The 20,548-nt window shown below is 75.2% G+C and carries 24 protein-coding genes; 10 read left to right on the plus strand and 14 right to left on the minus strand.

Annotation, left to right across the window (positions count from 1 at the left end):
- Positions 1 to 12 precede the first annotated feature (12 nt).
- Complete coding sequence (locus AB1207_RS19525) at positions 13 to 978, plus strand: MsnO8 family LLM class oxidoreductase (RefSeq protein WP_367640080.1); 966 nt, start codon at positions 13 to 15, stop codon at positions 976 to 978.
- Here the strand turns inward: AB1207_RS19525 and AB1207_RS19530 are convergent.
- The 9 genes from AB1207_RS19530 to AB1207_RS19570 form a co-directional block, all read right to left on the minus strand.
- Positions 962 to 2,362 carry a threonine/serine exporter family protein gene (locus tag AB1207_RS19530; protein ID WP_367640081.1) on the minus strand — a complete coding sequence of 467 codons (1,401 nt, stop codon included), beginning with the start codon at positions 2,360 to 2,362 and terminating at the stop codon, positions 962 to 964. The two genes, AB1207_RS19525 and AB1207_RS19530, sit on opposite strands and share 17 nt — an antisense overlap.
- Before the next feature lie 25 nt (positions 2,363 to 2,387).
- Complete coding sequence (locus AB1207_RS19535) at positions 2,388 to 2,756, minus strand: hypothetical protein (protein ID WP_367640083.1); 369 nt, start codon at positions 2,754 to 2,756, stop codon at positions 2,388 to 2,390.
- Positions 2,757 to 2,866: 110 nt separating this feature from the next.
- Positions 2,867 to 3,496, minus strand: coding sequence for a nucleoside/nucleotide kinase family protein (locus AB1207_RS19540; protein ID WP_367640084.1), 630 nt, complete (start codon positions 3,494 to 3,496; stop codon positions 2,867 to 2,869).
- Positions 3,497 to 4,171 (minus strand): histidine phosphatase family protein, encoded by a 675-nt coding sequence (locus AB1207_RS19545; protein WP_367640086.1) that lies wholly within the window; start codon positions 4,169 to 4,171, stop codon positions 3,497 to 3,499.
- Positions 4,172 to 4,205: 34 nt separating this feature from the next.
- On the minus strand, positions 4,206 to 4,622 hold the full coding sequence (locus AB1207_RS19550; RefSeq protein WP_367640088.1) for a hypothetical protein: 417 nt from the start codon (positions 4,620 to 4,622) through the stop codon (positions 4,206 to 4,208).
- A 162-nt stretch (positions 4,623 to 4,784) separates the two neighbouring features.
- Entirely contained in the window at positions 4,785 to 5,222 is a 438-nt protein-coding gene (locus tag AB1207_RS19555; RefSeq protein ID WP_367640089.1) for a nitroreductase family deazaflavin-dependent oxidoreductase, read from the minus strand.
- A 10-nt stretch (positions 5,223 to 5,232) separates the two neighbouring features.
- Complete coding sequence (locus tag AB1207_RS19560; RefSeq protein WP_367640090.1) at positions 5,233 to 6,234, minus strand: Gfo/Idh/MocA family protein; 1,002 nt, start codon at positions 6,232 to 6,234, stop codon at positions 5,233 to 5,235.
- Complete coding sequence (locus tag AB1207_RS19565) at positions 6,231 to 7,160, minus strand: ribokinase (RefSeq protein WP_367640091.1); 930 nt, start codon at positions 7,158 to 7,160, stop codon at positions 6,231 to 6,233. Before AB1207_RS19565 ends, AB1207_RS19560 begins: the two co-directional genes overlap by 4 nt.
- Positions 7,157 to 7,897: a metal-dependent transcriptional regulator gene (locus tag AB1207_RS19570; protein WP_437178993.1), complete on the minus strand. Its 741-nt coding sequence runs from the start codon at positions 7,895 to 7,897 to the stop codon at positions 7,157 to 7,159. Before AB1207_RS19570 ends, AB1207_RS19565 begins: the two co-directional genes overlap by 4 nt.
- A gap of 150 nt (positions 7,898 to 8,047) precedes the next feature.
- On the opposite strand from AB1207_RS19570, the gene AB1207_RS19575 reads away from it, so the two are divergent.
- The 6 genes from AB1207_RS19575 (at position 8,048) to AB1207_RS19600 (ending at position 14,087) form a co-directional block, all read left to right on the plus strand.
- Positions 8,048 to 8,263: a hypothetical protein gene (locus AB1207_RS19575; protein WP_367640094.1), complete on the plus strand. Its 216-nt coding sequence runs from the start codon at positions 8,048 to 8,050 to the stop codon at positions 8,261 to 8,263.
- A 20-nt stretch (positions 8,264 to 8,283) separates the two neighbouring features.
- Positions 8,284 to 9,402, plus strand: coding sequence for an aminotransferase class V-fold PLP-dependent enzyme (locus tag AB1207_RS19580; protein WP_367640096.1), 1,119 nt, complete (start codon positions 8,284 to 8,286; stop codon positions 9,400 to 9,402).
- Between the two features lie 84 nt (positions 9,403 to 9,486).
- Positions 9,487 to 9,816: a YtxH domain-containing protein gene (locus AB1207_RS19585; protein WP_367640097.1), complete on the plus strand. Its 330-nt coding sequence runs from the start codon at positions 9,487 to 9,489 to the stop codon at positions 9,814 to 9,816.
- A 57-nt stretch (positions 9,817 to 9,873) separates the two neighbouring features.
- Positions 9,874 to 11,712, plus strand: coding sequence for a thiamine pyrophosphate-requiring protein (locus AB1207_RS19590; protein ID WP_367640098.1), 1,839 nt, complete (start codon positions 9,874 to 9,876; stop codon positions 11,710 to 11,712).
- Between the two features lie 67 nt (positions 11,713 to 11,779).
- Positions 11,780 to 12,925: a DUF418 domain-containing protein gene (locus AB1207_RS19595; RefSeq protein ID WP_367640099.1), complete on the plus strand. Its 1,146-nt coding sequence runs from the start codon at positions 11,780 to 11,782 to the stop codon at positions 12,923 to 12,925.
- A 73-nt stretch (positions 12,926 to 12,998) separates the two neighbouring features.
- Positions 12,999 to 14,087: a glycosyltransferase gene (locus tag AB1207_RS19600; protein ID WP_367640100.1), complete on the plus strand. Its 1,089-nt coding sequence runs from the start codon at positions 12,999 to 13,001 to the stop codon at positions 14,085 to 14,087.
- 10 nt (positions 14,088 to 14,097) lie between these two features.
- Here AB1207_RS19600 and AB1207_RS19605 read toward each other — a convergent pair whose 3' ends face one another.
- Positions 14,098 to 15,264, minus strand: coding sequence for a DegT/DnrJ/EryC1/StrS family aminotransferase (locus tag AB1207_RS19605; protein WP_367640102.1), 1,167 nt, complete (start codon positions 15,262 to 15,264; stop codon positions 14,098 to 14,100).
- A 206-nt stretch (positions 15,265 to 15,470) separates the two neighbouring features.
- On the opposite strand from AB1207_RS19605, the gene AB1207_RS19610 reads away from it, so the two are divergent.
- Positions 15,471 to 16,487, plus strand: a complete 1,017-nt coding sequence (locus tag AB1207_RS19610; RefSeq protein WP_367640103.1) for an ABC transporter substrate-binding protein — start codon at positions 15,471 to 15,473, stop codon at positions 16,485 to 16,487.
- On the opposite strand, the gene AB1207_RS19615 is transcribed toward AB1207_RS19610, so the two are convergent.
- The 4 genes from AB1207_RS19615 to AB1207_RS19630 are packed head-to-tail and all read right to left on the minus strand — an operon-like array spanning position 16,439 to position 18,609.
- Positions 16,439 to 17,008, minus strand: coding sequence for a DUF6328 family protein (locus AB1207_RS19615; RefSeq protein ID WP_367640104.1), 570 nt, complete (start codon positions 17,006 to 17,008; stop codon positions 16,439 to 16,441). The two genes, AB1207_RS19610 and AB1207_RS19615, sit on opposite strands and share 49 nt — an antisense overlap.
- Before the next feature lies 1 nt (position 17,009).
- Entirely contained in the window at positions 17,010 to 17,546 is a 537-nt protein-coding gene (locus tag AB1207_RS19620; protein ID WP_367640106.1) for a DUF1697 domain-containing protein, read from the minus strand.
- Positions 17,543 to 18,133, minus strand: coding sequence for a methylated-DNA--[protein]-cysteine S-methyltransferase (locus AB1207_RS19625; RefSeq protein WP_437178987.1), 591 nt, complete (start codon positions 18,131 to 18,133; stop codon positions 17,543 to 17,545). The genes AB1207_RS19620 and AB1207_RS19625 overlap by 4 nt, the downstream gene beginning before the upstream one ends.
- A complete protein-coding gene (locus AB1207_RS19630) occupies positions 18,130 to 18,609 on the minus strand; it encodes an RNA polymerase sigma factor (RefSeq protein WP_367640107.1) in 480 nt (159 codons plus the stop codon). The genes AB1207_RS19625 and AB1207_RS19630 overlap by 4 nt, the downstream gene beginning before the upstream one ends.
- A gap of 100 nt (positions 18,610 to 18,709) precedes the next feature.
- On the opposite strand from AB1207_RS19630, the gene AB1207_RS19635 reads away from it, so the two are divergent.
- Positions 18,710 to 19,084 carry a VOC family protein gene (locus AB1207_RS19635; protein ID WP_367640109.1) on the plus strand — a complete coding sequence of 125 codons (375 nt, stop codon included), beginning with the start codon at positions 18,710 to 18,712 and terminating at the stop codon, positions 19,082 to 19,084.
- Entirely contained in the window at positions 19,069 to 19,977 is a 909-nt protein-coding gene (locus tag AB1207_RS19640) for an aminoglycoside phosphotransferase family protein (RefSeq protein ID WP_367640110.1), read from the plus strand. The genes AB1207_RS19635 and AB1207_RS19640 overlap by 16 nt, the downstream gene beginning before the upstream one ends.
- Positions 19,978 to 20,548 lie beyond the last annotated feature (571 nt).

A 20,548-nucleotide genomic window follows, 5' to 3' on the forward strand; every position in this document is an offset into this window, starting at 1 on the left:
TGTGCTGACCCGGTGCCGACCGCTCCTGCGCTGTCGATCCTGGACCGCTCGCGCGTCCGCTCCGGGCAGGACGACGCCGAGGCCCTGCGGGCCACCGTCCGCCGCGCACGGCGGGTCGAGGCGCTCGGCGCGGACGGGTTCTGGGTCGCCGAGCACCACGCCGTCCCCGGCGTCGTGGGCCCGGCGCCGACGGTGCTGCTGGCGGCCGTCGCCGCGGCCACGTCCCGCGTCCGGGTGGGCACCGCCGGGGTCATGCTGCCCAACCACCGCCCCTTCGTCGTGGCCGAGCAGGTCGCGGTCCTCGCGGCGCTGCACCCGGGCCGCGTGGAGGTCGGGGTGGGTCGCTCGCTGGGGTTCACCGCGCCGGTCCGGCGCGCGCTGGGCGCCCACGCGAGCGCCGACGCGGACGAGCGCCTCGCCGAACTGCTGGACTGGCTGCACGGCCGGGGGCCGCTCACCCTGCGCCCCCGCGTCCCGGCGCCGCCGGTGTGGCTGCTGGCCACGGGCGAGGGGCTGCGGACGGCGGCGCGGCTGGGGCTGCCCGTCGTCGTGGGCGGGCGGTTGCTGCGGGAGGCGGACCCGGTGCGGCGCTACCGCCGCGAGCACCCGGCGGGCCGGGTCAGCCTGCTCCTCGACGTCGTCGTCGCCCGCGACGAGGCGTCCGCGCGGCGGGAGCTCCTGCCGCAGGCGGTGGCGCTCGCCCGCGCGCGCAGCCGCGGCGAGTTCGGTCCGCTGCCCACCCCGGACGAGGCGGCCGCGGCGAGCCTCACCGACCGCGAGCGCGCCGACGTCGAGCGGCACCTCGCCGACGCCGTGGCCGGGACCGCGCAGGAGGTGCGCACGAAGGTCCAGGAGCTGCTGGACCGGACGGGCGCCGACGAGCTCCTCCTCGCCGCCACCCCGTACGACGAGGAGGTCGAGGCGCGCAACGACGCCCGGCTCGTGGAGGTGGTGCGGGACCTCAGAACTGCCGGTTGAGCGAACGCCGCCGCACGCGCTGCTCGATGCGGTCGAACTCCCGCCGCAGCGGCTGGGAGCAGAACTCCCCCAGCGTGACGCCGGCCGCGAGGGCGAGCGCCGTGCCGAAGGCCGTGACGAGCTGGGCCAGCCCCGCGGAGGTGCCGCCCCCGACGATCGAGAAGATCGCGCGGTAGATGGCCAGGCCGGGCAGCAGCGGGACGATCCCGCAGACGGAGACGACGAGGCCCGGGACGCCCCAGCGCCACGCCGTGCCCTCGGCGAGGAGCCCGACGAGCAGCGCCGCGAGGCCGGCGGCCGCGACCGGACCGGTCCCCAGCAGGGTCGCGACCCCGGCGGCGAAGACGGCGGTGGCCCCGGCGAGCCCGGCGAGCAGGACCGCGCGCAGCCCCGCGTACCCGGACACGGCCCAGGTGAAGGCGGCGACGGCGCCGGCGGCGACCTGGACGGCGAGGGGGTAGGACTCCCCGCTGGAGAACGTCAGGCTGAGGCCGATGCCGGCGCGCTGGCCGAGGTCGAGGACGGCGGCGATGCCGAGGACGAGGCCCGTCGTCAGCAGTACCGTCTCGAAGGCGCGGGCGCCGGCGGTGACGTAGAAGCCGCTGATCGCGTCCTCGGCGGACCCGACGAGCGAGAGCCCGGCGAGCAGGACGACGATCCCGGACCCGACGACCAGGGACGGTGGCAGCCGGCCGACCCAGTCGGGCAGGTGCGGTCCGGCGACGAGGAGGGCCAGCGCGAACGCGGTCGCGATGGCCGCGCCCGCGAACTGCTGGAAGAAGGCGGGCAGCCCGCGGCGGTTCAGCGCGGACAGGACGACCTGCAGGACGCAGGTGACGAACGCGGCGCAGACGGCGACGGCCCAGGTGCCGCCGATCGTCACGGCCACGGCGGCCGCCAGCCCGACCGTCCCGGCCGCGGAGATCCACGGCCGGTAGGGACGGCGCTGGGAGAGCAGCCGCTTCAGGCGCGTGTTGATCTCCTCGGCCGGCAGGCCGTCACCGGCCTCGTGGGCCAGCTCGTACAGCGCCCCGAGGCGGGAGTAGTCGCTGGCGCGGACCTTCACGACGCGCGCCGAGGTCAGCGGCACGCGGTCGGCCCCGGCCGTCGAGACGATGACGGCGGTGTAGTTGATGTCGACCTGGGTGTGCCGCAGGCCCGCCCCGGCCGCGGCCCGCAGCGCCAGCGAGGTGACGTCCGCCGCCGAGGCTCCTGCCGACAGCAGGGCCTCGGCCATGCGCGCGACGGCGTCGAGGGCGTCGAGGGCCTCGGGCTGGGTCAGCCCCCCGTCGACGACCGGTTCGACCGAGGGGGTGTCCCCGGCGACGATCTCCGCCAGCCGGGTCCGCCACCGTGCCGTCGAGAGTCCGGTGCGCAACGCCACGCGGTGACGTTATCGAAGCGCTCCGTCAGCAGCTGAGGGCGAGGGCCGCACGGTCGGTGACCGGGACCACGTCGCAGCCGACGCCGGCGGTGCCGAGGTCGACGACCGTCCACCGCGTGCCGTCCGAGCGCAGGACGGCCGTGGCCGGGTCGAGCGCGTCGGGGTCGGTGGGCTGGAGGTCGGCGGCGGCCCACGTCCCCGCGACGCGGACGTCGCCGACGGTGAAGGAGCCCGCGGGGACGCCGGCGGTCAGGGGGCTCGTCGTCACGGCCTGCGCGACGGCGGCGTCGGTGTCCGCGCCCGTCGTGCTGGCCGAGGAGCTCGACGCCGAGAGGACGAGGGCGAGCGCGGGCGCGGTGAGGGCGGTCAGGGTGAGCGTGGTGCGGCGGTTCATGGATCCGACCTCCCGGTGGTCTGGCGGTTCTGCGGGTCGTGCGCGTTCGCGGAGTGGACGCACGGGGCCCCCCGCCGGTTGCACCGCGGACCGCCCTCCGCAGAACCTCCTCAACCCGGGTCGACGACCAGGTGGGCCCGGTGCCGGCCGGCCGCGACGACGGCCGCGTTGGCCTCGTCGCTGCCCAGGGCCCAGGCCCGGGCCGCCTCGGGGTCCTTGCCGAAGGCCACGTGCCGGGCGACGAGCCGCTCGAGCCGGGTCCGCTCGTCCGGACCGACGTACCACGTCTCGTCCAGGAGCCCCTCCAGGCCGGCCCACTCCCCCTCCCGCAGCAGCAGGTAGTTCCCCTCGGTCAGCACGAGCGGCACCTCCCGCGGGACGGGGAGCGCCGAGCCGACGGGTTCCTCGAGGTCACGGCGGAACTCGGGGGCGTGCACGACGGCCTCCTCGCGCGACCGCAGCCGACGCAGCAGGGCGACGTAACCACCGGCGTCGAAGGTGTCCGGGGCGCCCTTGCGGTCCCGCCGGCCGAGCGCCTCCAGCACCCGGTTGGCCAGGTGGAACCCGTCCATGGGGACGAGGACGGCGAGCTCGGGACCGAGGTCGGCCACCAGCCGGGCGGCCAGCGTCGACTTGCCCGCGCCGGGCGGCCCGACGAGCCCGAGGACGCGGCGCTCACCGGTGGTCAGGGCGCGGGCACGCTCGAGGAGGACCTCGTAGGCGGGGTTCGAGGGAGCCACTCAGAACACCGAGCCCGGTTCGGCGGCCGCGCCCGCGCCGGTCGCCGCGGCCTGCTCCGGCGCCACCACGGCCCCGGCCCAGCGCTCGCAGGTCCAGCCCTCCTCGGGGGAGCCGACGAGCTCGACGACCCCGGTGTTCTCCAGGCCGGTCGCGATGACGAAGTCGGCCGAGACGTTGCGCACGCGGGAGCCGGCCCAGGTGCGGATGGCGGCGCCGTGGCTGACGAGGACGAGGGTCTCCACGTCCGCGGCGCGGGCCGCTGCGAGCGCGTCGGCGACGGCGGCGTCGTAGCGGGCGAAGAAGGCGTGCCCGTCCTCGGCGCCGGGTTCGGCGACGGACAGGTCCCCGTGCAACCAGGCGGCGACGACGTCGAGGTAGCGGCGCACGGACTCCTCGTCGCCGCGCATCTCCAGGTCCCCCGCCTCGATCTCGCGCAGGCCGTCGGCGACGGCGACCGGCAGACCGAGGTGGGCGGCCAGCGGGGCCGCCGTCTGCTGGGTCCGCACGAGCGTCGAGGCGGTGACCGCCCCGATGCCCAGCCCGCCGAGCGCGGGCACGAGGGCCGCGGCCTGGTCGCGGCCGAGCTCGCTCAGGTCGGCGCCGGGGACGGCGGTGTCGAGCAGGTGCTCGACGTTGGAACGGGTCTGGCCGTGACGGACGAGGAGGAGTCGCACGCCGCCACGATCGCAGAACCCGTTCCGGACCGCCTCAGAGCACGACGTCCAGGCGGCCCTGCGTCGACCCGTTGAGCATGGTCATGAGCCGCAGCTGCACCTCGACGGGCACCGGCTCCTTGGCCGTGAACGTCAGGCGGCCGATCATGCGGCGCAGGTCCTCGGCCGTGAGGTCGCGGTGGTCGGAGACCATGCCGCTGGCACGCTCGCGGTTGATCTCCCGGGCGAGGGAGGCCACGGGCGCGGCGCTGACGTCGACCGCCTCGTCGAGGCCCCCGTAGAGGTGCCCGAGGAGCGCGCGGTCGGACTGGGTCAGTTCGTCGAGCGGGTCCTCGTCGATCCACTCCGGCGTGATGCGGCGCGCCGGGGTCACCGACTCCGTGCCGCTGACGCCGTCCAGCCGGGAGGCGGTGCGGACCGCCGGGGCCGAGGTCACCGTTCCGAGTCGCATCGTCGTCTCCTGTCCTGTGTCCGAGGTAGTTGCCCAGAGTGTTCTCTGTGTGACAACCAGTGTCCGACAGGAGCGACCATGATCTGAGGACAAGTCACCCGGACGGCCCAACGGCCGTCCGGGTGAGCAGCGTCGTCGCAGGTCAGAGGCCCAGCAGGTGGATCACTCGGCGGGTTCGAGGACGAAGACGGGGATCTCGCGGTCGGTCTTGCGCTGGTAGTCGGCGTAGTCGGGGTAGGCCGCGACGGCCCTCTCCCACCACTGCGCCTTCTCCTCGCCGGTCACCTCGCGCGCGGTGTAGTCCTTCTTCACCGGCCCGTCCTGCAGCTCCACGAGGGGGTTGGCCTTGACGTTGTGGTACCAGACGGGGTTCTTCGGGGCCCCGCCGAGCGAGGCCACCGCCGCGTACCGACCGTCGTGCTCGACGCGCATGAGGGGCTGCTTGCGCAGCTTCCCCGACTTCGCGCCCAGGGTCGTCAGGACGACGACCGGCATGCCGCGCAGCTGCGTGGCCTCCGTCCCGCCGCTGGACTCGTACTGCTCCACCTGCTCGCGGACCCACGCCTCGGGGCTGGGCTCGTACTCTCCGGTCAAGGGCATGCTCCGGAGGTTAGTCAGCGCCCTGCAGCTCCGCCGCCCGGGTGATCCCGAGCTCGCGGACGGCCGTCTCGAAGACCGTCGCGAGGTCCAAGGAGAACTGCGGCGTCACCAGGGGACTGCTCGTCAGACCCGCGGTGAGGCACTCGTGGACGTGCTCGAGCATGAACCGGTGCCCGTGGGCGACGGAGTGGTCGTGCTCGCTCACGTGCTCGGTGCCGTCCGGACCGGTGCGGTGCACCGTGAAGCGGGGCGCGGCCGGCAGCGGTGACCCGACCTCGATCCACCCCTGCTCCGCCTCGATCCACGCGCGCGACGGCGTGCGCGCGACCATCGTCGTGGACAGCGCCGCCGCGGCGCCGGAGTCCCAGCCGAGGGCGAGCGCGACCTGCCGGTCCACGCCCGACGGCGCGAGGGACCCGGCCACCCGCACGGTCGACGGCGTCCCGAACAGCGTCAACGCCAGGCCCACCGGGTAGGGGCCGAGGTCGAAGAGCGAGCCACCGCCGATGGCGGGGTCGTGGAACCGCGCCAGCGACTGCGGCGCCGGGAAGCCGAAGTCGGCGTGCAGGCCGTGCACCTGCCCTACCTCACCGCGGCCGAGGAGGTCCAGCAGCGCCACGGTCCCGGGCAGGAACCGCGTCCAGTACGCCTCCATGAGGAAGACGCCGCGCTCGCGCGCCGTGTCCACCAGGTCCCGCGTCGCGGCCAGGCTCACGGTCATCGGCTTCTCGACGAGCACCGCCTTGCCGGCCAGCAGCGCCGCCTTGGCCGGCGCGTGGTGCTGGGGGTGCGTCGTGGCGACGTAGACCGCGTCGACCGCGGGGTCGGCCAGCATCTCCTCCACGGACCCGTAGGCCCCGACGTCCTGCCGTCCCTCGGGGACGAAGCGGCGCGCGCGGTCGACGTCGCGCGAGGCGAGCGCCGCCAGCCGCCCCCCGGGCGCGAGGTCCAGCGCCCCGGCCACGTCCCGGGCGATGCCGCCCGTGCCCACGAAACCCCACCCGATGCTCACTGCGGCACCTCCTCCTTGCGGGGCAGGGACTGCGAGGCCCCGGCCCGGCTCACGGTCACGGCCGCGACGCGGGCCGCCCACTGCGCGGCCTCGACGAGGCCGAGCCCGTCGAGCAGCCCGTCGGCGAGCGCCGCGACGTAGCTGTCCCCGGCGGCGGTGGCGTCGACGAGGTCTGCCGGCACGGCCGCGACCTCGGCGTGCCCACCGGGGGTGACGACGAGCGACCCGCGTTCCCCGCGGGTCACGATCGTGGTGCCCGAGGGGCGCACGGCCCGCGCCTGCGCGACGAGGCCGTCGACGTCGGTCGCGACCGGCTCGCCGGCCAGCACGGCCAGTTCGCCCGCGTTGGGCACGAGCAGGTCCGCTCGGGTCAGCAGCTGCGGCGGCAGCGGCCGGGCCGGCGCGGGGTTGAGGACGAGCAGCCCCGTGCACAGCTCCGCCGCCGCGAGCAGCGCCTCGTCGGGCACCTCGCACTGCAGCAGGACGACGCGGGCCGAGCTGACCGCCGCGGCCGCCGTCCGCACCCGGGCGTCGTCGACGCGGTCGTTCGCCCCGGGGCTCAGGACGATGGTCGACTCCCCGGAGTGCACGAGGACGACGGCGACCCCCGTGGGGACGTCGAGGGCGGCGACGTGCTCGACGTCGACGCCCTCCGTGGCCAGGACGTCGCGCAGCCCGCGGCCCTCGGCATCGTCGCCGACGGCACCCACCATCGCGACGCGGCGGCCGAGGCGGGCCGCGGCGACGGCCTGGTTGGCCCCCTTGCCGCCGAGGCCGCGTTCGGCGTCGGCGCCGCGCACCGTCTGCCCCGCCGGAGGCAGCTCGTCGAGCCGGATCGCGAGGTCGGCGTTGACGCTGCCGACGACGGTGACGTCGCGCGTCTTCTCCGCGTGCGGCTTGCCGTGGCTGTCGTAGGTGATGCTCACGCGCGCTCCCCCGTCTGGGTCCCCGTCGCGGTCCCCGTCTCGCCGCGCACGGGCAGGACCCAGATCGCCGCCACGGCGGGGTCGCCCAGGTCGACCGTGCGCCCGGCGCCCAGCCGGACAACCGTCGTCCCGGCGAACTCCCTGCGCTGCAGCACTTCCAGCTGGACGTCGAGCCCGATCCCCAGCTCGGCGAAGTACCGCAGGACCTCCGGGTCGGCGTCGGAGATGCGGGCCACGACGCCCGTCCCGCCCTCGGGGACGTCGGAGAGGCTGTGCGCCCCGGGCTGCGGGACCGTGCCGTCCGCGCGCGGGATGGGGTCGCCGTGGGGGTCGCGCTCGGGGTGGCCCAGGCGCGCGTCGAGGCGGTCGAGCATGCGGTCGGAGACGACGTGCTCGAGCACCTCGGCCTCCTCGTGCACCTCGTCCCAGGAGTACCCGAGGTCGGCGACGAGGAACGTCTCCAGCAGCCGGTGCCGGCGGACGACCGCCAGGGCCCGGGTGCGACCGGCGTCGGTCAGCTCGACCCCGCCGTACCGCTCGTGGCGCAGCAGACCGGCGTCGGTCAGCTTGCGGACGGCCTCGGACGCCGTGGACGGCGACACGCCCATGCTCTGGGCCAGCATCGAGAGCGTGATCTTGGCGTCGGACCACTCCCCCGCGGCGTAGACGGTCTTGAGGCAGTCCTCCGCGGCCGGCGTGGCCGCCGCCGTCGTGGGAGTCGTCGAGGCGCGGGGCACGGCCACAGCTTGCCACCTCGCCCCGACCCTCCCCCGGACGCTGGGCGGGCCGCTCGTCGCATCCGGGTTTCGGTGCGCCGAACTCCGGGTTACAGTCGATCGGAGAGCACTGTTCGACGGGTCGCGAGACCCACCGGCGAGGAGGGCGACGTGCGCAGCAACGGACGGGACACCGTGGTCTCGGCGGCCGACGTCCTCGTGGGACTGGCCCTGCTGCTCGTCGCCGGTGTGAGCGCAGCGGAAGCGCGCTGGACCACGGCGGCCCTGGCCACCGTCGTCGCGCTCGTGTGGTGGGCCGCCGCCTGGTGGCGCGTGGGCCGCCTCCGTGGCACCCGCCCCGTCCGACGGGCCCGCACCGCCGGCTGACGCGGTGCCAGGATCGGCGGGTGACCGACCCAACGACCGACCTGGCTCCTGACCTCGCCGCCTCCTGGCGCCGCACCCGTCCGCCGCGGTCCGTGCGGCACCTCGACTCCGCCGCCGCCGGCCGCAGCAGCTGGGCCGTGCTCGACGCCGTCACCACCCACCTGCGCGCCGAGGCGACCCGCGGCGGGTACGTCGCCGCCCTCGAGGCCGAACCGGTCCTGGACCGCGCCCGCGAGGACGTGCGCGCCCTGCTCGGCTGGCAGCCCGGCGAGGGGGTCGTCGCCTTCGTCCACAGCGCCGAGGACGCGTTGCGGCAGCTGCTGCTGCGCTGGCCCGGCGACCTGCCGGTGGCGGTCGCCCACCCGCGCGGGGAGTACGGCCCGAACCTCGGTGTCCTGCGGTCGCTCGGGATCGGCACGCTCGTCGTGGACGGGCCGCACCGCTGGGACCCGGACGCCTTCGCGCAGGCGCTGGCACGGCCCGCGGAACGGCCCGACCTCGTCCACCTGACCTGGCTCGGTTCGCACTCCGGGACCGTCCAGCCGCTCGCCGACGTCGTCGCCGTCTGCCGGGCGGCCGGACTGCCCGTCGTCGTCGACGCGGCGCAGGCGTTCGGGCACCTCGACACCACGGCCGCGCGCGACGCCGACGTCGTGTACGGCACCTCGCGCAAGTGGCTCGCGGGGCCGCGGGGGGTCGGGCTCCTGGCCGTCCGCGGTCCCCTCGCGCAGCGCTGCGGTCCGCTGGAGCAGGCCGAGGCGACGATCGCGGGGCGCGTCGGCTTCGCGGCGGCCCTCGCCGCGCACGTCGACCTCGGCCCCGCCGCGGTCCACGCCGGCCTCGCCGCCGTCGGGGCGGCCACCCGCTGCCTCCTCGCCGACGGCCTCGCCGGGTCCTGGGAGGTCTGCGAACCGCTCGACGAACCCAGCGCGACCGTCACCCTGCGCCCCCTGCAGGCCCTCGACGTCGCCGGGCTGCGCGCCGACCTCATCACCACCGACGGGATCGTCACCACCGCGGCCGGGGTCGAGCGGGCCCCGCTGGAGATGACGACGCCCGTGCTGCGCGTCAGCGGTCACCTCGACACCACGGCCGCGGACGTCGAGGCGCTCGTCACCGCCCTCCTGGGCCGGTCCTGAGCTCTTCCGGCGGGCGGCCCGTGTTCCGCACTGCCAAGGTTGGGTAGAAGACCGACCGACAGTTCTGCGCAGAGGAGGAAGTTCATGGTGGGCAAGGTTCTGCTGCTGGCGGCGGCGGGTGCCGGGTACGTGCTCGGCGCGCGCGCCGGCCGGGAACGGTACGAGCAGATCAGCAGCTCGGTGAGCCGGCTGTGGGGAAACCCCAAGGTGCAGTCCCGCGTGGTCGACCTGGAGGACAAGGCCGGTGACCTGGCCCGACAGGCCGGCTCCGTCGCCCAGGAGAAGGTCGGCGCCGCAGCGGGGTCCGTGGCCAGCACGGTCAAGGACAAGGTGTCCGGCAGCGGGTCCAACGGTTCGAGCGCCGGCGACTCCCCGCTCGGGGACCAGCACCACACCCGGATGCCCACGGACTGATCCGGGAGCCGCGCTCCTGCGGGTGCGCACCGACGACGTGGCACCGAGGGTGGGGACATGAGTTCTCCCACCGTCGGTGACCACGTCGTCTCGCGTCTGGGCCTGTGGGGCGCCCGCCGGTTCTACGGCTACCCCGGCGACGGCATCGGCGGCGTCGTCTCCGCGATCGGTCGGGCCGTCGAGGCCGGGGACGCGCAGTTCGTCCAGGTGCGGCACGAGGAGACGGCGGGTTTCGCCGCCACCGCCGACGTGAAGTACGGCGGCTCCCCCCTCGGGGTCGCGGTCGTCACCTCCGGCCCCGGCGCGGTGCACGTCCTCAACGGCCTGTACGACGCCAAGCTCGACCACGTGCCGGTGGTCGCCCTCGTGGGGCAGACCGCGTCGAACGCGCTCGGCACGAGCTACTACCAGGAACTCGACCTCGTCCGGCTCTACAGCGACGTGGCCGGGGAGTTCGTGTTCCAGGTGACCCGCCCCGACCAGGTGCAGCACGTCGTCGACCGCGCCGCGCGCACCGCACTGGAACGGCGGACCGTCACCGCCGTGGTGCTGCCCAGCGACGTCCAGGACGCCGACGCCGTCGTCGAGGTCCCGCAGGGGCACGGGTACACCCACACCTCCGCGGTCCCGGGGTCGCTGCCGGGTTCTCCCCGCACCGAGGCGCTCGCGCAGGCGGCCGAGGTCCTGCGCTCGGGCCGCAAGGTCGCGATCCTCGCCGGCGCAGGCGCTCTGGGCGCCACCGCGGAACTCACCGCCGTCGCCGACCGGCTCGGCGCCGGGGTCGCCAAGGCGCTGCTCGGCAAGGCCGTCCTCGACGACCGCCTCGACTGGGTGACCGGCGCGATCGGCCTGCTCGGCACCCGCCCCAGCTACGACCTCATGCGGCAGTGCGACGTGCTGCTCATGGTCGGGACGACCATGCCGTACTCGGAGTACTACCCCGCCCCGGGCCAGGCCCGTGCCGTGCAGATCGACGTCGACGGCACCCGCTGCGGGCTGCGCTACCCCACCGAGGTCAACCTCGTCGGGGACGCCCGCGAGACCCTCGCCGCCCTGCTGCCGCTGCTCGAGGGCGCCGACCCGGACCCGTCGTGGCGCGAGGACATCGCCCGGTGGAACCACGCGTGGGACGCGTGGGGCGCCGAACGGGCCCAGGCCGAGGCGAATCCCCTGAACCCCGAACTCGTGGTGCGCGGTTTGTCCGACCGGCTCGCCGACGACCACCAGGTCGCCGTCGACTGCGGGACGGTCACGAGCTGGTTCGCGCGCGACCTCGACCTGCGACCGGGGATGACCGCGTCCCTGTCGGGGACCCTGCTGTCCATGGGCGGCGGGCTGCCGTACGCGATCGCGGCCAAGCAGGCCCACCCCGACCGACCCGTGCTCGCGCTGCTCGGCGACGGGGCGATGCAGATGAACGGGTTGTCCGAACTCGTCACGGTCGCCCAGCGCTGGCGGACGTGGGCCGACCCGCGGTTCGTCGTCGTCGTCATGAACAACCGGCAGTTGTCGTTCGTGGCCTGGGAGGCCCGCGCGATGCAGGGCGAGGTGCCGTTCGACGCGGCGATGGACGTGCCCGACGTCCCGTACGCCGGGTGGGCGGAACTGCTCGGCCTCGCGGGCCGGCGCGTCGAGGGGCCCGAGGGGCTCGACGACGTCCTCACCGCCGCGATGAGCGCGGACCGGCCGTTCGTCCTCGACGCGGTCGTCGACCCGAATGTGCCGATGATCCCGCCGCACGTCAGCCTCGACCAGGTCGTCTCGACGGCGAAGGCCACCCTGAGGGCCGGTGCGCAGGGCGACCCGGCCGCGCGCGAGATCGTCGTCGAGGGCGTGCGCGAGACGGTCGGGGCCGCGGCCCGCGCGGTCCGGGACCGCGTACGCCGTTCGGAGTAGCCGGCTCGCGTCCGCGCACTCCCTCCCGCCGACGCGGGGGTGCACCCGCTCCCCCCACGGTGGGCGCGTGCACCTCGCGACTCCCCGCAACGCCGGGCTCGACGTGGCCCGGGGACTGGCGGTCCTCGGCACCTTCGCCACGAACGTCTGGGTGTTCACCCACCCCGACGGGCTCCTCGGCAGCGTCCTGGAACCGCTCGACGCGGGCCTGGGACCGGCACTGGCCCAGGTGCTCCCCCTGGGCAAGTCGCTGGCCCTGCTGAGCCTGCTGTTCGGCATCGGGCTGGAACTGCAGCACCGGTCCGCCGTCCGGCGCGGGATCCCCTGGGGCCGGGCGCACCGCGCGCGGGCCCTCGTCCTGCTGGCCGAGGCCACCGTGCACTTCCTGCTGGTCGCCGAGTTCGACGTCCTCATGGGGTACGCCGTCGCGTTGCTCGTGGCCGGGCCCGTGCTGGCCTGGCCGGACCGCCGTCGGCGCCGGCTCGTCGTCGTGCTGCTCACCGTGCACGCGGTGGCGCTGACCGCGCTGGTGCTCGTGCTGGGACGGGCAGTGGGCGGCGGGGGAACAGGGGTGGGGGCGGGTCTCGACACTCCCTACGCGGACGGCTCGTTCCTCGACCTCGTCGTCTTCCGGCTGCAGAACCTGCTGGTGTTCCGCGCCGAACCCGTCGGGCTGCTGCTGCTGTCCGTGGCCTCCTTCCTGCTCGGAGCGGGTCTCGTGCGCGCCGGCCTGCTCGACCCCGGCGCGGTGCGGCTGCGGCGCCGCCTCGTCGTGCTCGGGGTCGTCGGGCTCGTCGCCGAAGGAGTGCTGCTCGTCGCCTGCGGCGGGTACGCCGTCCTGGCCACCCGCTACGGCACCGCGGTCCTCGTCGCGCTGGGCGTGCTGGCGCTCGTGCTGCAGGCGCAGGACCGCCGGGCGTCGCAGGGTCCACGCTGGCTGGGCCGCCGCCTCGCGGAGGTCGGGCGGTGCGCCCTGTCCTGCTACGTGCTGCAGAACCTCCTCGCGTCGGCGCTCTGCTACGGCTGGGGCCTGGGGTGGGCGGCGACCACGGCGGACCGTCCCCGCCTCACGCTCCTCGTGTACGCCCTGGTCGCCACGGTCGTCCTCGCCGTGGCGCACCTGCTGGCGCGCACCGGGCGGAGGGGTCCGCTGGAGGCGGCGGGCGCCCGGGTGCAGCAGCGGTTCCTGCCCCGCCCCGTCGCCGCGGGCTAGGCTCGCGGGTGCCGGCGAGGTCCGGCCGTCGTCCGCCTCGGAGGTTCCGCTGTCCACCCCCCGCGTCCTGTTCGTGGCCGACTCGCTGCGCACCAACGGGGCCGTCAGCATCACGGTGGACCTGGCGCGCCGGTGGGCGGACGCCGGCGCCCGCCTGGCGGTCCTGAGCCGCGGCGACGGCGAACGCCCTCCCCCGGCGGGCACGGTCGTCGAACGGCTCTCCCCCCGCACGGGCCGGTTGCGGGAGGGCCTCCTCGGCGGACTGCCCCGTCTGGTGGCGCTGGCCCGGGACGCAGACGTCGTGGTGACGGCCTCGGAGATCGGTCCCGGTGTGCTGGCGGGTTTCCTCGCCGCGCGACTGGCGCGCCGCCCCTTCGTGGTCGCCGTGCACGCCGACCTCGACGAGGCCTTGCAGGAGTGGGTGTCGCCGCGGTGGCAGCGCCCGACGCGGTTCGCGCACGCGCACGCGGACGGGGCGGTCGCGGTGGCCGCAGCCTTGGTGGAACCCCTGGTGCGCAACGGGTTGCCCGCCGACCGGATCCGCGTCGTGCGCAACGGCATCGACCTGGCCGCCGTGCGGGCCGCCGCCCGTGCACCGGGGAGCCTGCTCGCCGGCCGGGCGGACGACGCGGTGCCGGTGGTCGTCGCCACGGGCCGTCTCGCGCCGCAGAAGGGCTACGACCTGCTGCTGCGCGCCCACGCGCAGGTCGTGGCGGACGCGCCGCACCGCGTGCTCGTGCTCAACGACGGCCCGGAACTGGCGGCGCTGCAGCGGCTCGCGGACGACCTCGGGGTGTCGGGGAGCGTGGAGTTCGCCGGCGCCGACGTGCCCCTGCTGCCCACCGTCGCCGCCGCCGACCTGTTCGTGCTGCCCTCACGGCACGAGGGCCTGCCGCTGGCCCTGCTGGAGGCGGTGGCCCTCGGCGTGCCCGTGGTGGCGGCCGACTGCGCCGAGGGCGTGCGCGCCGCCCTCGACGACGGCCGCGTCGGGGACCTGGTCCCCGTCGAGGATGTCGACGCCCTCGCGCAGGCGCTGCGCGCGAACCTGCGCGACTCGGAGCCCCTGCGCCGCAAGGCCGAGCTGGGCCTGGACCACGTGCGCGCCTTCGACCGCGGCCCGATGGCCGACGCCTGGGTGGACGCGCTGAACGCGTTCCGCTGAGGTTCCCCCCTCAGGCGGAGAAGGACCGCACGCCGTCGACGACGCGGTCGAGGGTCGCCTTCTCCATGTACGGGTGCAGGGGCAGCGTGAGGACCTGTTCGGAGGCCTCCTCGGTGACGCTGAGGTCCCCGCGCCGGCAGCCGGCGTAGAACGAGTACCCGTGCGCGCCGTAGTAGTGGATGCCCGTCGCGATCCCCCGCTGCGCCAGGTGCTCCACGAGCGCCTGCCGACGCCCGCCGAGCACGCGGACCACGTAGAGGTAGGGCGCCACGCCGTCCCAGCCGGTGGCGAAGGTCAGCAGTCCGTCGAGGGGCCGCAGCGCGTCGTCGTAGTAGCGGCAGTAGTCCTGGCGGTTGGCGACGATCTCGTCGAGCAACGGCATCTGCGCCAGACCGATCGCCGAGGGCACCGAACCGAGGTGGCAGCGGTACCCCTGCCGCACGACGTCGAAGTCCCAGTTCCGCTGGTTGCGGTAGCGCGCGTCGGTGTCGGAGTTGATGCCGAGGTGCCGCAGCTCCCGCAGCGTCTGCACGTCCGTCGCGTCGGGGGTGACGACGGCGCCACCCTCGAGGGTCGTGATGGTCTTCACGGGTCCGAAGCTGAAGCAGGTGATGTCGCCGAAGGACCCGACGGGACGGCCGCGACTGCTGGACCCGAACGCGTGCGCCGCGTCCTCGATGATGCGCAACCCGCGCTCGTCGGCGATCTCGCGCAGCTCGTCGACGCGGGCGGGGATGCCGAGGTAGTCGACGACCAGGATCGCCCGGGTTCGGTCGGTGACGAGTTCGCGGACCCGCGCCGGGTCGAGCGTGAGGAACTCGGGGTCGACGTCGGCGAAGACGACCTCGGCACCGGTGCGGCTGATGGCCTGGTGGCCGGCGACGTAGGTGAACGACGGTGCGATGACCTCGTCCCCCGGGCCGAGGCCGATGAGCCGCGCGGCGATGTGCAGGGCCTCGGTGCAGGAGTTCGTGGACACGACCCGACGGTCGGTGAGGCCGAGGCGTTCCTCGACGGCCTCCTCGAACTGCTTGCTGAGCGGTCCCATCCCGAGCCACCCCGCGGCGAGCGCCTCCTGGGCGGCCTGCTGGACCTCGGGGCCGAGGTACGGCCGGTAGACCGGGACCTGCTCCACGCTCTGCTGCGAGACCTGCTGCGTGACCGGCGCCTGTGCCATGTCCATCCCCCTCACACGGCCGGACGTGGCCGGCCTCCTCGTCCCGACCCCCCGGGACGGCAGAAGCTAACACCCGGAACCCGGTCGGGGGCATCCCCCGTCCGGGTACCGAAACGGTTGCCGCGCAACGCGTCACACATGGTCACGCTGTGTTCCGCGGCACCTCCGGACGATGACACTGGTGAGGACAGGCTAAGCTCACCTCCATGCCGTCTCCGCTCACCCGCCGTCACCTCCTGTCCGCCTCCGTGCTGGGCGCCGTGAGCACCGTCGCCCTCGCGGGCTGCGGCGGCTCGGGGACGCCGGGCGCGCAGGCCGAGGCGGGTCCCGGGGGTGCGAGCGCGCCGTCGGGGTTCCCCTTCCGCTACCGGCACGCCTTCGGCGAGACCGTGGTCGAGAGCCCCGCCGGTCGCGTCGCCGTCCTCGGCGTCACCGACGCGGACCCGTTGCTCGCCCTCGGGCTGCAGCCGCTGACGAACACCGGTTTCAGCTTCTACCCCGAGCAGGGACTCGGGCCGTGGGCCACGGGCCTGCTCACCGGCGACTTGCTCAAGCTCACCTCCGACACCCAGGCGAGCGTCGAGCAGGTGGCGAGCGTGCGGCCCGACCTCGTCCTGGCCCTCGTCTCGGGGATCGACCAGGCGCGCTACGACCAGCTCTCCCAGGTCGCCCCCGTCCTCGCGCGGCCGGCCGGGTCCGCGGCCTACGCCGCCGACCGCACCGCCACCACGCTCGCCGTCGCCGGGGCGCTCGGCCGCGAGGCGGAGGGACGTCGCCTGACCGACGCCGCCGACGCGGCCTTCACCGACGCCGTCGCCGCCCACCCGGAGTTCGCCGGTCGCACGGGTGTGGTCGCCCTCCCGTACGAGGGCAAGTACGGCGTGTTCTCGCCGCAGGACGCCCGGGGCGCGTTCCTGCGCGACCTCGGTTTCTCACTGCCGCCCGCCCTCGCCGCACTCGACACCGGTGAGAGCTTCTTCATCGACGTCTCCTCCGAGCAGCTCGACCTGCTCGACGCGGACGTCCTCGTCGTGCTCACCGACGACACCACCCGCGCGGGCGTCCAGGCCGACCGCGTGCTGGCCGACCTGCCCGTCGTCCGCCGCGGGGGTCTCGTGATGCCGGACCTCGACGTCCGCGGCGCCATGACCTACAACAGCGTCCTGTCCGTCCCCTACGGCGTGTCCCGGCTCGTGCCCGAGCTCGCGGCGGCGCTGGCCTGACCCTCCTGCGCCTGGTCGCGTTCGCGGACCACGGCCGCCAACGCCCTGCGGGGCAAGGCGTACCAGCAGACGAGGATGAGCGCGGCCACCGCACCACCGGCGGTCCAGCCCGCCACCCGGCCACCGACGACGTCGACGACGAGGGAAACCCCGCCCGAGACGACGACCCCGACGGTCGCGAGCCCGGCCTTCGCGAACGCCGACCCGGCCCGGACGAGCCGGGCCTTGGACCGCTGCTGGAACAGGGCCCGGTGGTACCCCACCGGCGCGACGAACAGCACGACCGCCGTCACCGCGAGCAGCAGCACCACGACGTACACCGACGACTGGTACCGGTCGAGCTCGCGGAACCGGGACTGGAACGGCAGCGTCAGGAGGAACCCCGTGAGCAGTTGCACCCCGGTCTGCACGACCCGCAGTTCCTGGAGGAGTTCGACCCAGTTGCGGTCCAGCCGTTCGGTCGGTGTCTCGCGGCGCAGCCCGCGGTAGGCGTCCTCCGGGTCCGGGGTGCTCGTCGTCACGTCAGGACCCCTCCGCGACGGCGAGCAGCTTGCCGACGGTGCGCAGGTTCCGCGTCGTGACGAAGGGTTTCCAGCGCGCCGCACCCGACAGCCGGGCGAAGGGCGTGTCCGTGCTCGACCCCTTCGGGCACCGCCAGTAGAGGACGTCACCGGCGAGGGCGACGGACTCCGAAGTGTTCGCCGTGTGCTCGGCCGCGAGCGCCGCGAGCCGCCCGGTGTCGGAGGAGAACACGACGTACGGGTGGAACTGCTCGTCGTTCCGGTCGAACGGGTACGCCGCAGCGACCTCGGCCAGCCGCTGCGGGGTGAGGACCACGACCCAGGCCTCGTACCCGAACGTCGCCCGCAACGTCGCCTCGGCCCGCGACCGCACGTCCTGCGCGCTCGCCCCGTCCTCCGCCTCGAGGGCCACGTTCCCGCTGGCGAGCACGGAGCGGACCCCCGTGAAACCCGCCTGCTGGAGGCACGCCGAGAGCGCGGCCGACCGCACGGTCACGCCGGCCACGTTGACCCCGCGCAGGAGGACGACCCATCTCACGCCTCCACCCTGGCCTCGCGCTCCAGCTGCAGCAACCGGCTCTTCGCCTCGGCCCCACCGGCGTACTGCCCGCTGCTGCCGTCGGTCCGCACGACGCGGTGGCAGGGCACCACGAGCGGCACGGGGTTGCGGGCGCAGGCCGTCCCGACGGCCCGCACCGCACGGGGGTTGCCGACGTCCGCGGCCAGCGCGGCGTAGCTGACGCGGACGCCGTACCCGATGTGCTGCAGGGCGACCAGCACGGTGCGGCGGAAGGCGCCCGTCGCCAGGGACAGGTCCACCGGGACGTCGAACTCCCGGCGCCGGCCGCCGAAGTACTCGTCCAGCTCGCGGGCCACCGGGTCCAGCCGGGCGGGGGCCCGCAGGACCCGGGGACTCACGCGGTGGGCCAGCTCGTCCAGCGCCGCCTCGTGGTCCTGCTGCTCGAACGCCACCCGGACGACACCGGCCGTCGTCGCCGCGAGCAGCAGCGGGCCGAGCGGGGAGTCGACCGTCCGGTAGGCGACGTCGAGCACCCCCGCCGCGGCGGCCCGCTCCGCCAAGTCGTCCCGCAACCGCTGCGCGAGGAGCTCTTCGGCAATGCTCACCAGTCCACCTCCGTCGTCGTCCAGGTCCGCCGCAGGGCGGCGATGCCGTCGGCGGCCGCGCGCCGCGCCGCCGCCGGGGTGCCGCCCACGAGGGCGGCCACCTCGTCGTAGGGCAGGCCGCCGACGTGGTGGTAGGCCACGCACTGCCGCTGCTTGGGCGGCAGCGCGGCCACGGCGCGCCAGACCTCGGCCCGTCCGTCGCCCGGGTGCTCCCCCGACGGCGGCGGCTCGGGCGGCTCGGCCACCGGCACCGCGGACCGCGACCGGGCGCGCAGCACGTCGACGGCCTTGCGGTGGGCGATCGTCACGAGCCAGGCCCGCACGTCGCTGCCCGGCCGCAGCCGCGGGTAGGCGGTCAGGGCCGCGAGGAAGGTCTCCGACCACGCGTCCTCGGCGGCGTGCTCCCCCACGACGGCCCGGCACACGCGCAGGACCGTCGCGCCGTGCTGCTCGACGACGCGCTCGAAGGGTTCCACCGCTGCTCCCACACCCCACCAACGCTCCCCGGGTCCCGGATGTGAGGTCACCCCGGGAAGGGCGTGGACAGCGTGGCACGCGACGGGCCACGCTCGGGCCATGAGCACCGTCCGCCTCGGCACCGTCGCCCTCGACACCCCCGACCCCCGTGGCCTGGCCGCCTTCTACGGCGCGCTGCTCGGGTGGGAGGTCGAGGACTCCTCCGACGACGAGTGGGTCACCCTGCGGGGCGAGGGTCCGGGCGGTGGGCGGCTCTCCTTCCAGCTCGCCGCCGACCACGTGCCACCGACCTGGCCCAGCGGCCCGGTCCCGCAGCAGGCCCACGTCGACCTGTACGTCAGCGGCTACGCCGAGGCCGAGGCGCAGGTCCTCGCCCTCGGCGGCCGGCTGCTCGAGGGCGACGCCGGCCACCCGACGTGGCGCGTGTACGCCGACCCGTCGGGGCACCCGTTCTGCCTGTGCCTGGAAGGCTGAGCCCGACCGCGGACCGCGTCGTCGCCGCTCGAGCCGCACGCGCCGACGGCGGTGGTGCCTGGCTGCGCGATCTGCCCCACCGCGTCGACGACCTCGTCCACCCCTGGCGCCTGCGCCTCGGCGAACCGCTCGCGGGCGGGACGGCCGCCGTGGTCCACGCGGTCACCCGCGACGACGGGACACCGGCCGTGCTCAAGCTGCCCGTGCCCGACCCCGGCAACGCGCTGTCGACGCGGACGCTCCTGGCGGCGGACGGTGACGGGCTGGTGCGGGTCCTGGCCCACGACGGCGACGACCTTCTGCTGGAACGCCTGGGCCCGTCCCTGACCACGACGGGCAGGACGCCGCAGGCGCAGCTCGCCGTGCTGGCCCAACTGCTGCCGCGGGTCTGGCGGTTGCCCCCGGACGGCGCCACCGTCGACAAGGCCGCGGAACTCACGACGTTCCTGCTCGACCTCGTCGGCGCCGGCCCCGTCGACTACGTCACGGCCATGGCGCTGCAGTTCGCGGCCCGGCGGTCGCGGGCCTTCGCACCCGAGAGGTCCCGCACGCTGCACGGCGACGCCGCGGCCGCCAACGTCCTGCTCGCCCCCGCCCGGCCCGCGGGCGCCGCCTTCGTCGACCCCGACGGGCTCGTCGGCGACGCCGCCTACGACGTCGGGGTCGCCCTGCGCGACTGGTCCGCGGAACTCCTCGCCGACGCCCGGCCGGCCGGCCTGCTGCGTGGCTGGTGCGCGGAGGCGGCAGCGCGCACCGGCACCGACCCGCAGGCCGTGTGGGAGTGGGCCTTCCTGGAACGCGTGAGCACCGGGACGTACGCACGGACGCTGGGTGCTGAGGACCTCGCGGACGCTCTGCTGGAGTCCGCTCGGCGGTTGTTGCCCGAGATCTAGGGTTCGTCCCAGGGATCGTGAGGGCGACTTCACGGTCATGTCGATGGCCGCATGATCGGCAGGCGTCGACATCAGACGCCTTCGCCGGGAAGATCAAGGGATGTCGCGAGCTGGTGAGCCGGTGATCAGTGGTCCCGGAGTACCCCGTTGGTGGTGGCGTTGGACACCTCCGGGCCGCCGTCGCATGGCTCACTTGTGGGGTGAGGGTGCCGCACAGTGGCGGGCCTGGGAGGTCGAAGGACTGCCGGACAGCTTCGAAGATCCACCGGTTGGCTACGCGCAACGGTGCGCCGAAGCGAACGAGCGCATGGCCCGGATCTGGTCAGGACCTCTACGACGCCAGGTGCTACGCAGGGCGCGATGACCGCGAGGCGGTCATCGCGCCCTCCGGGCCACGTCGCGGTCATCCCGCTGGCCAGGACGTCGCCGAACATCCGCACATGACGATGACCGCGCTGTTGGAGCGACCCTCAGGTGCCTTGGATGTGCGTGGGGAGGTCGTCGAACCATGCCGACCAGCCGCTGTAGAACCGGCGGACCATCGCCAGGATCGGCGGGGTGAGGTCGTCGG

The sequence above is a fragment of the Kineococcus endophyticus genome, from assembly GCF_040796495.1.
Lineage (GTDB): Bacteria > Actinomycetota > Actinomycetes > Actinomycetales > Kineococcaceae > Kineococcus > Kineococcus endophyticus.

Excerpts from the sequence above, each read along its gene's own strand:
- AB1207_RS19535 (WP_367640083.1), bottom strand. The coding sequence starts at position 2,756 with ATGAACCGCCGCACCACGCTCACCCTGACCGCCCTCACCGCGCCCGCG.
- AB1207_RS19550 (WP_367640088.1), bottom strand. The coding sequence starts at position 4,622 with ATGCGACTCGGAACGGTGACCTCGGCCCCGGCGGTCCGCACCGCCTCC.
- AB1207_RS19555 (WP_367640089.1), bottom strand. The coding sequence starts at position 5,222 with ATGCCCTTGACCGGAGAGTACGAGCCCAGCCCCGAGGCGTGGGTCCGC.
- AB1207_RS19585 (WP_367640097.1), top strand. The coding sequence starts at position 9,487 with ATGGTGGGCAAGGTTCTGCTGCTGGCGGCGGCGGGTGCCGGGTACGTG.
- AB1207_RS19590 (WP_367640098.1), top strand. The coding sequence starts at position 9,874 with ATGAGTTCTCCCACCGTCGGTGACCACGTCGTCTCGCGTCTGGGCCTG.
- AB1207_RS19605 (WP_367640102.1), bottom strand. The coding sequence starts at position 15,264 with ATGGCACAGGCGCCGGTCACGCAGCAGGTCTCGCAGCAGAGCGTGGAG.
- AB1207_RS19610 (WP_367640103.1), top strand. The coding sequence starts at position 15,471 with ATGCCGTCTCCGCTCACCCGCCGTCACCTCCTGTCCGCCTCCGTGCTG.
- AB1207_RS19635 (WP_367640109.1), top strand. The coding sequence starts at position 18,710 with ATGAGCACCGTCCGCCTCGGCACCGTCGCCCTCGACACCCCCGACCCC.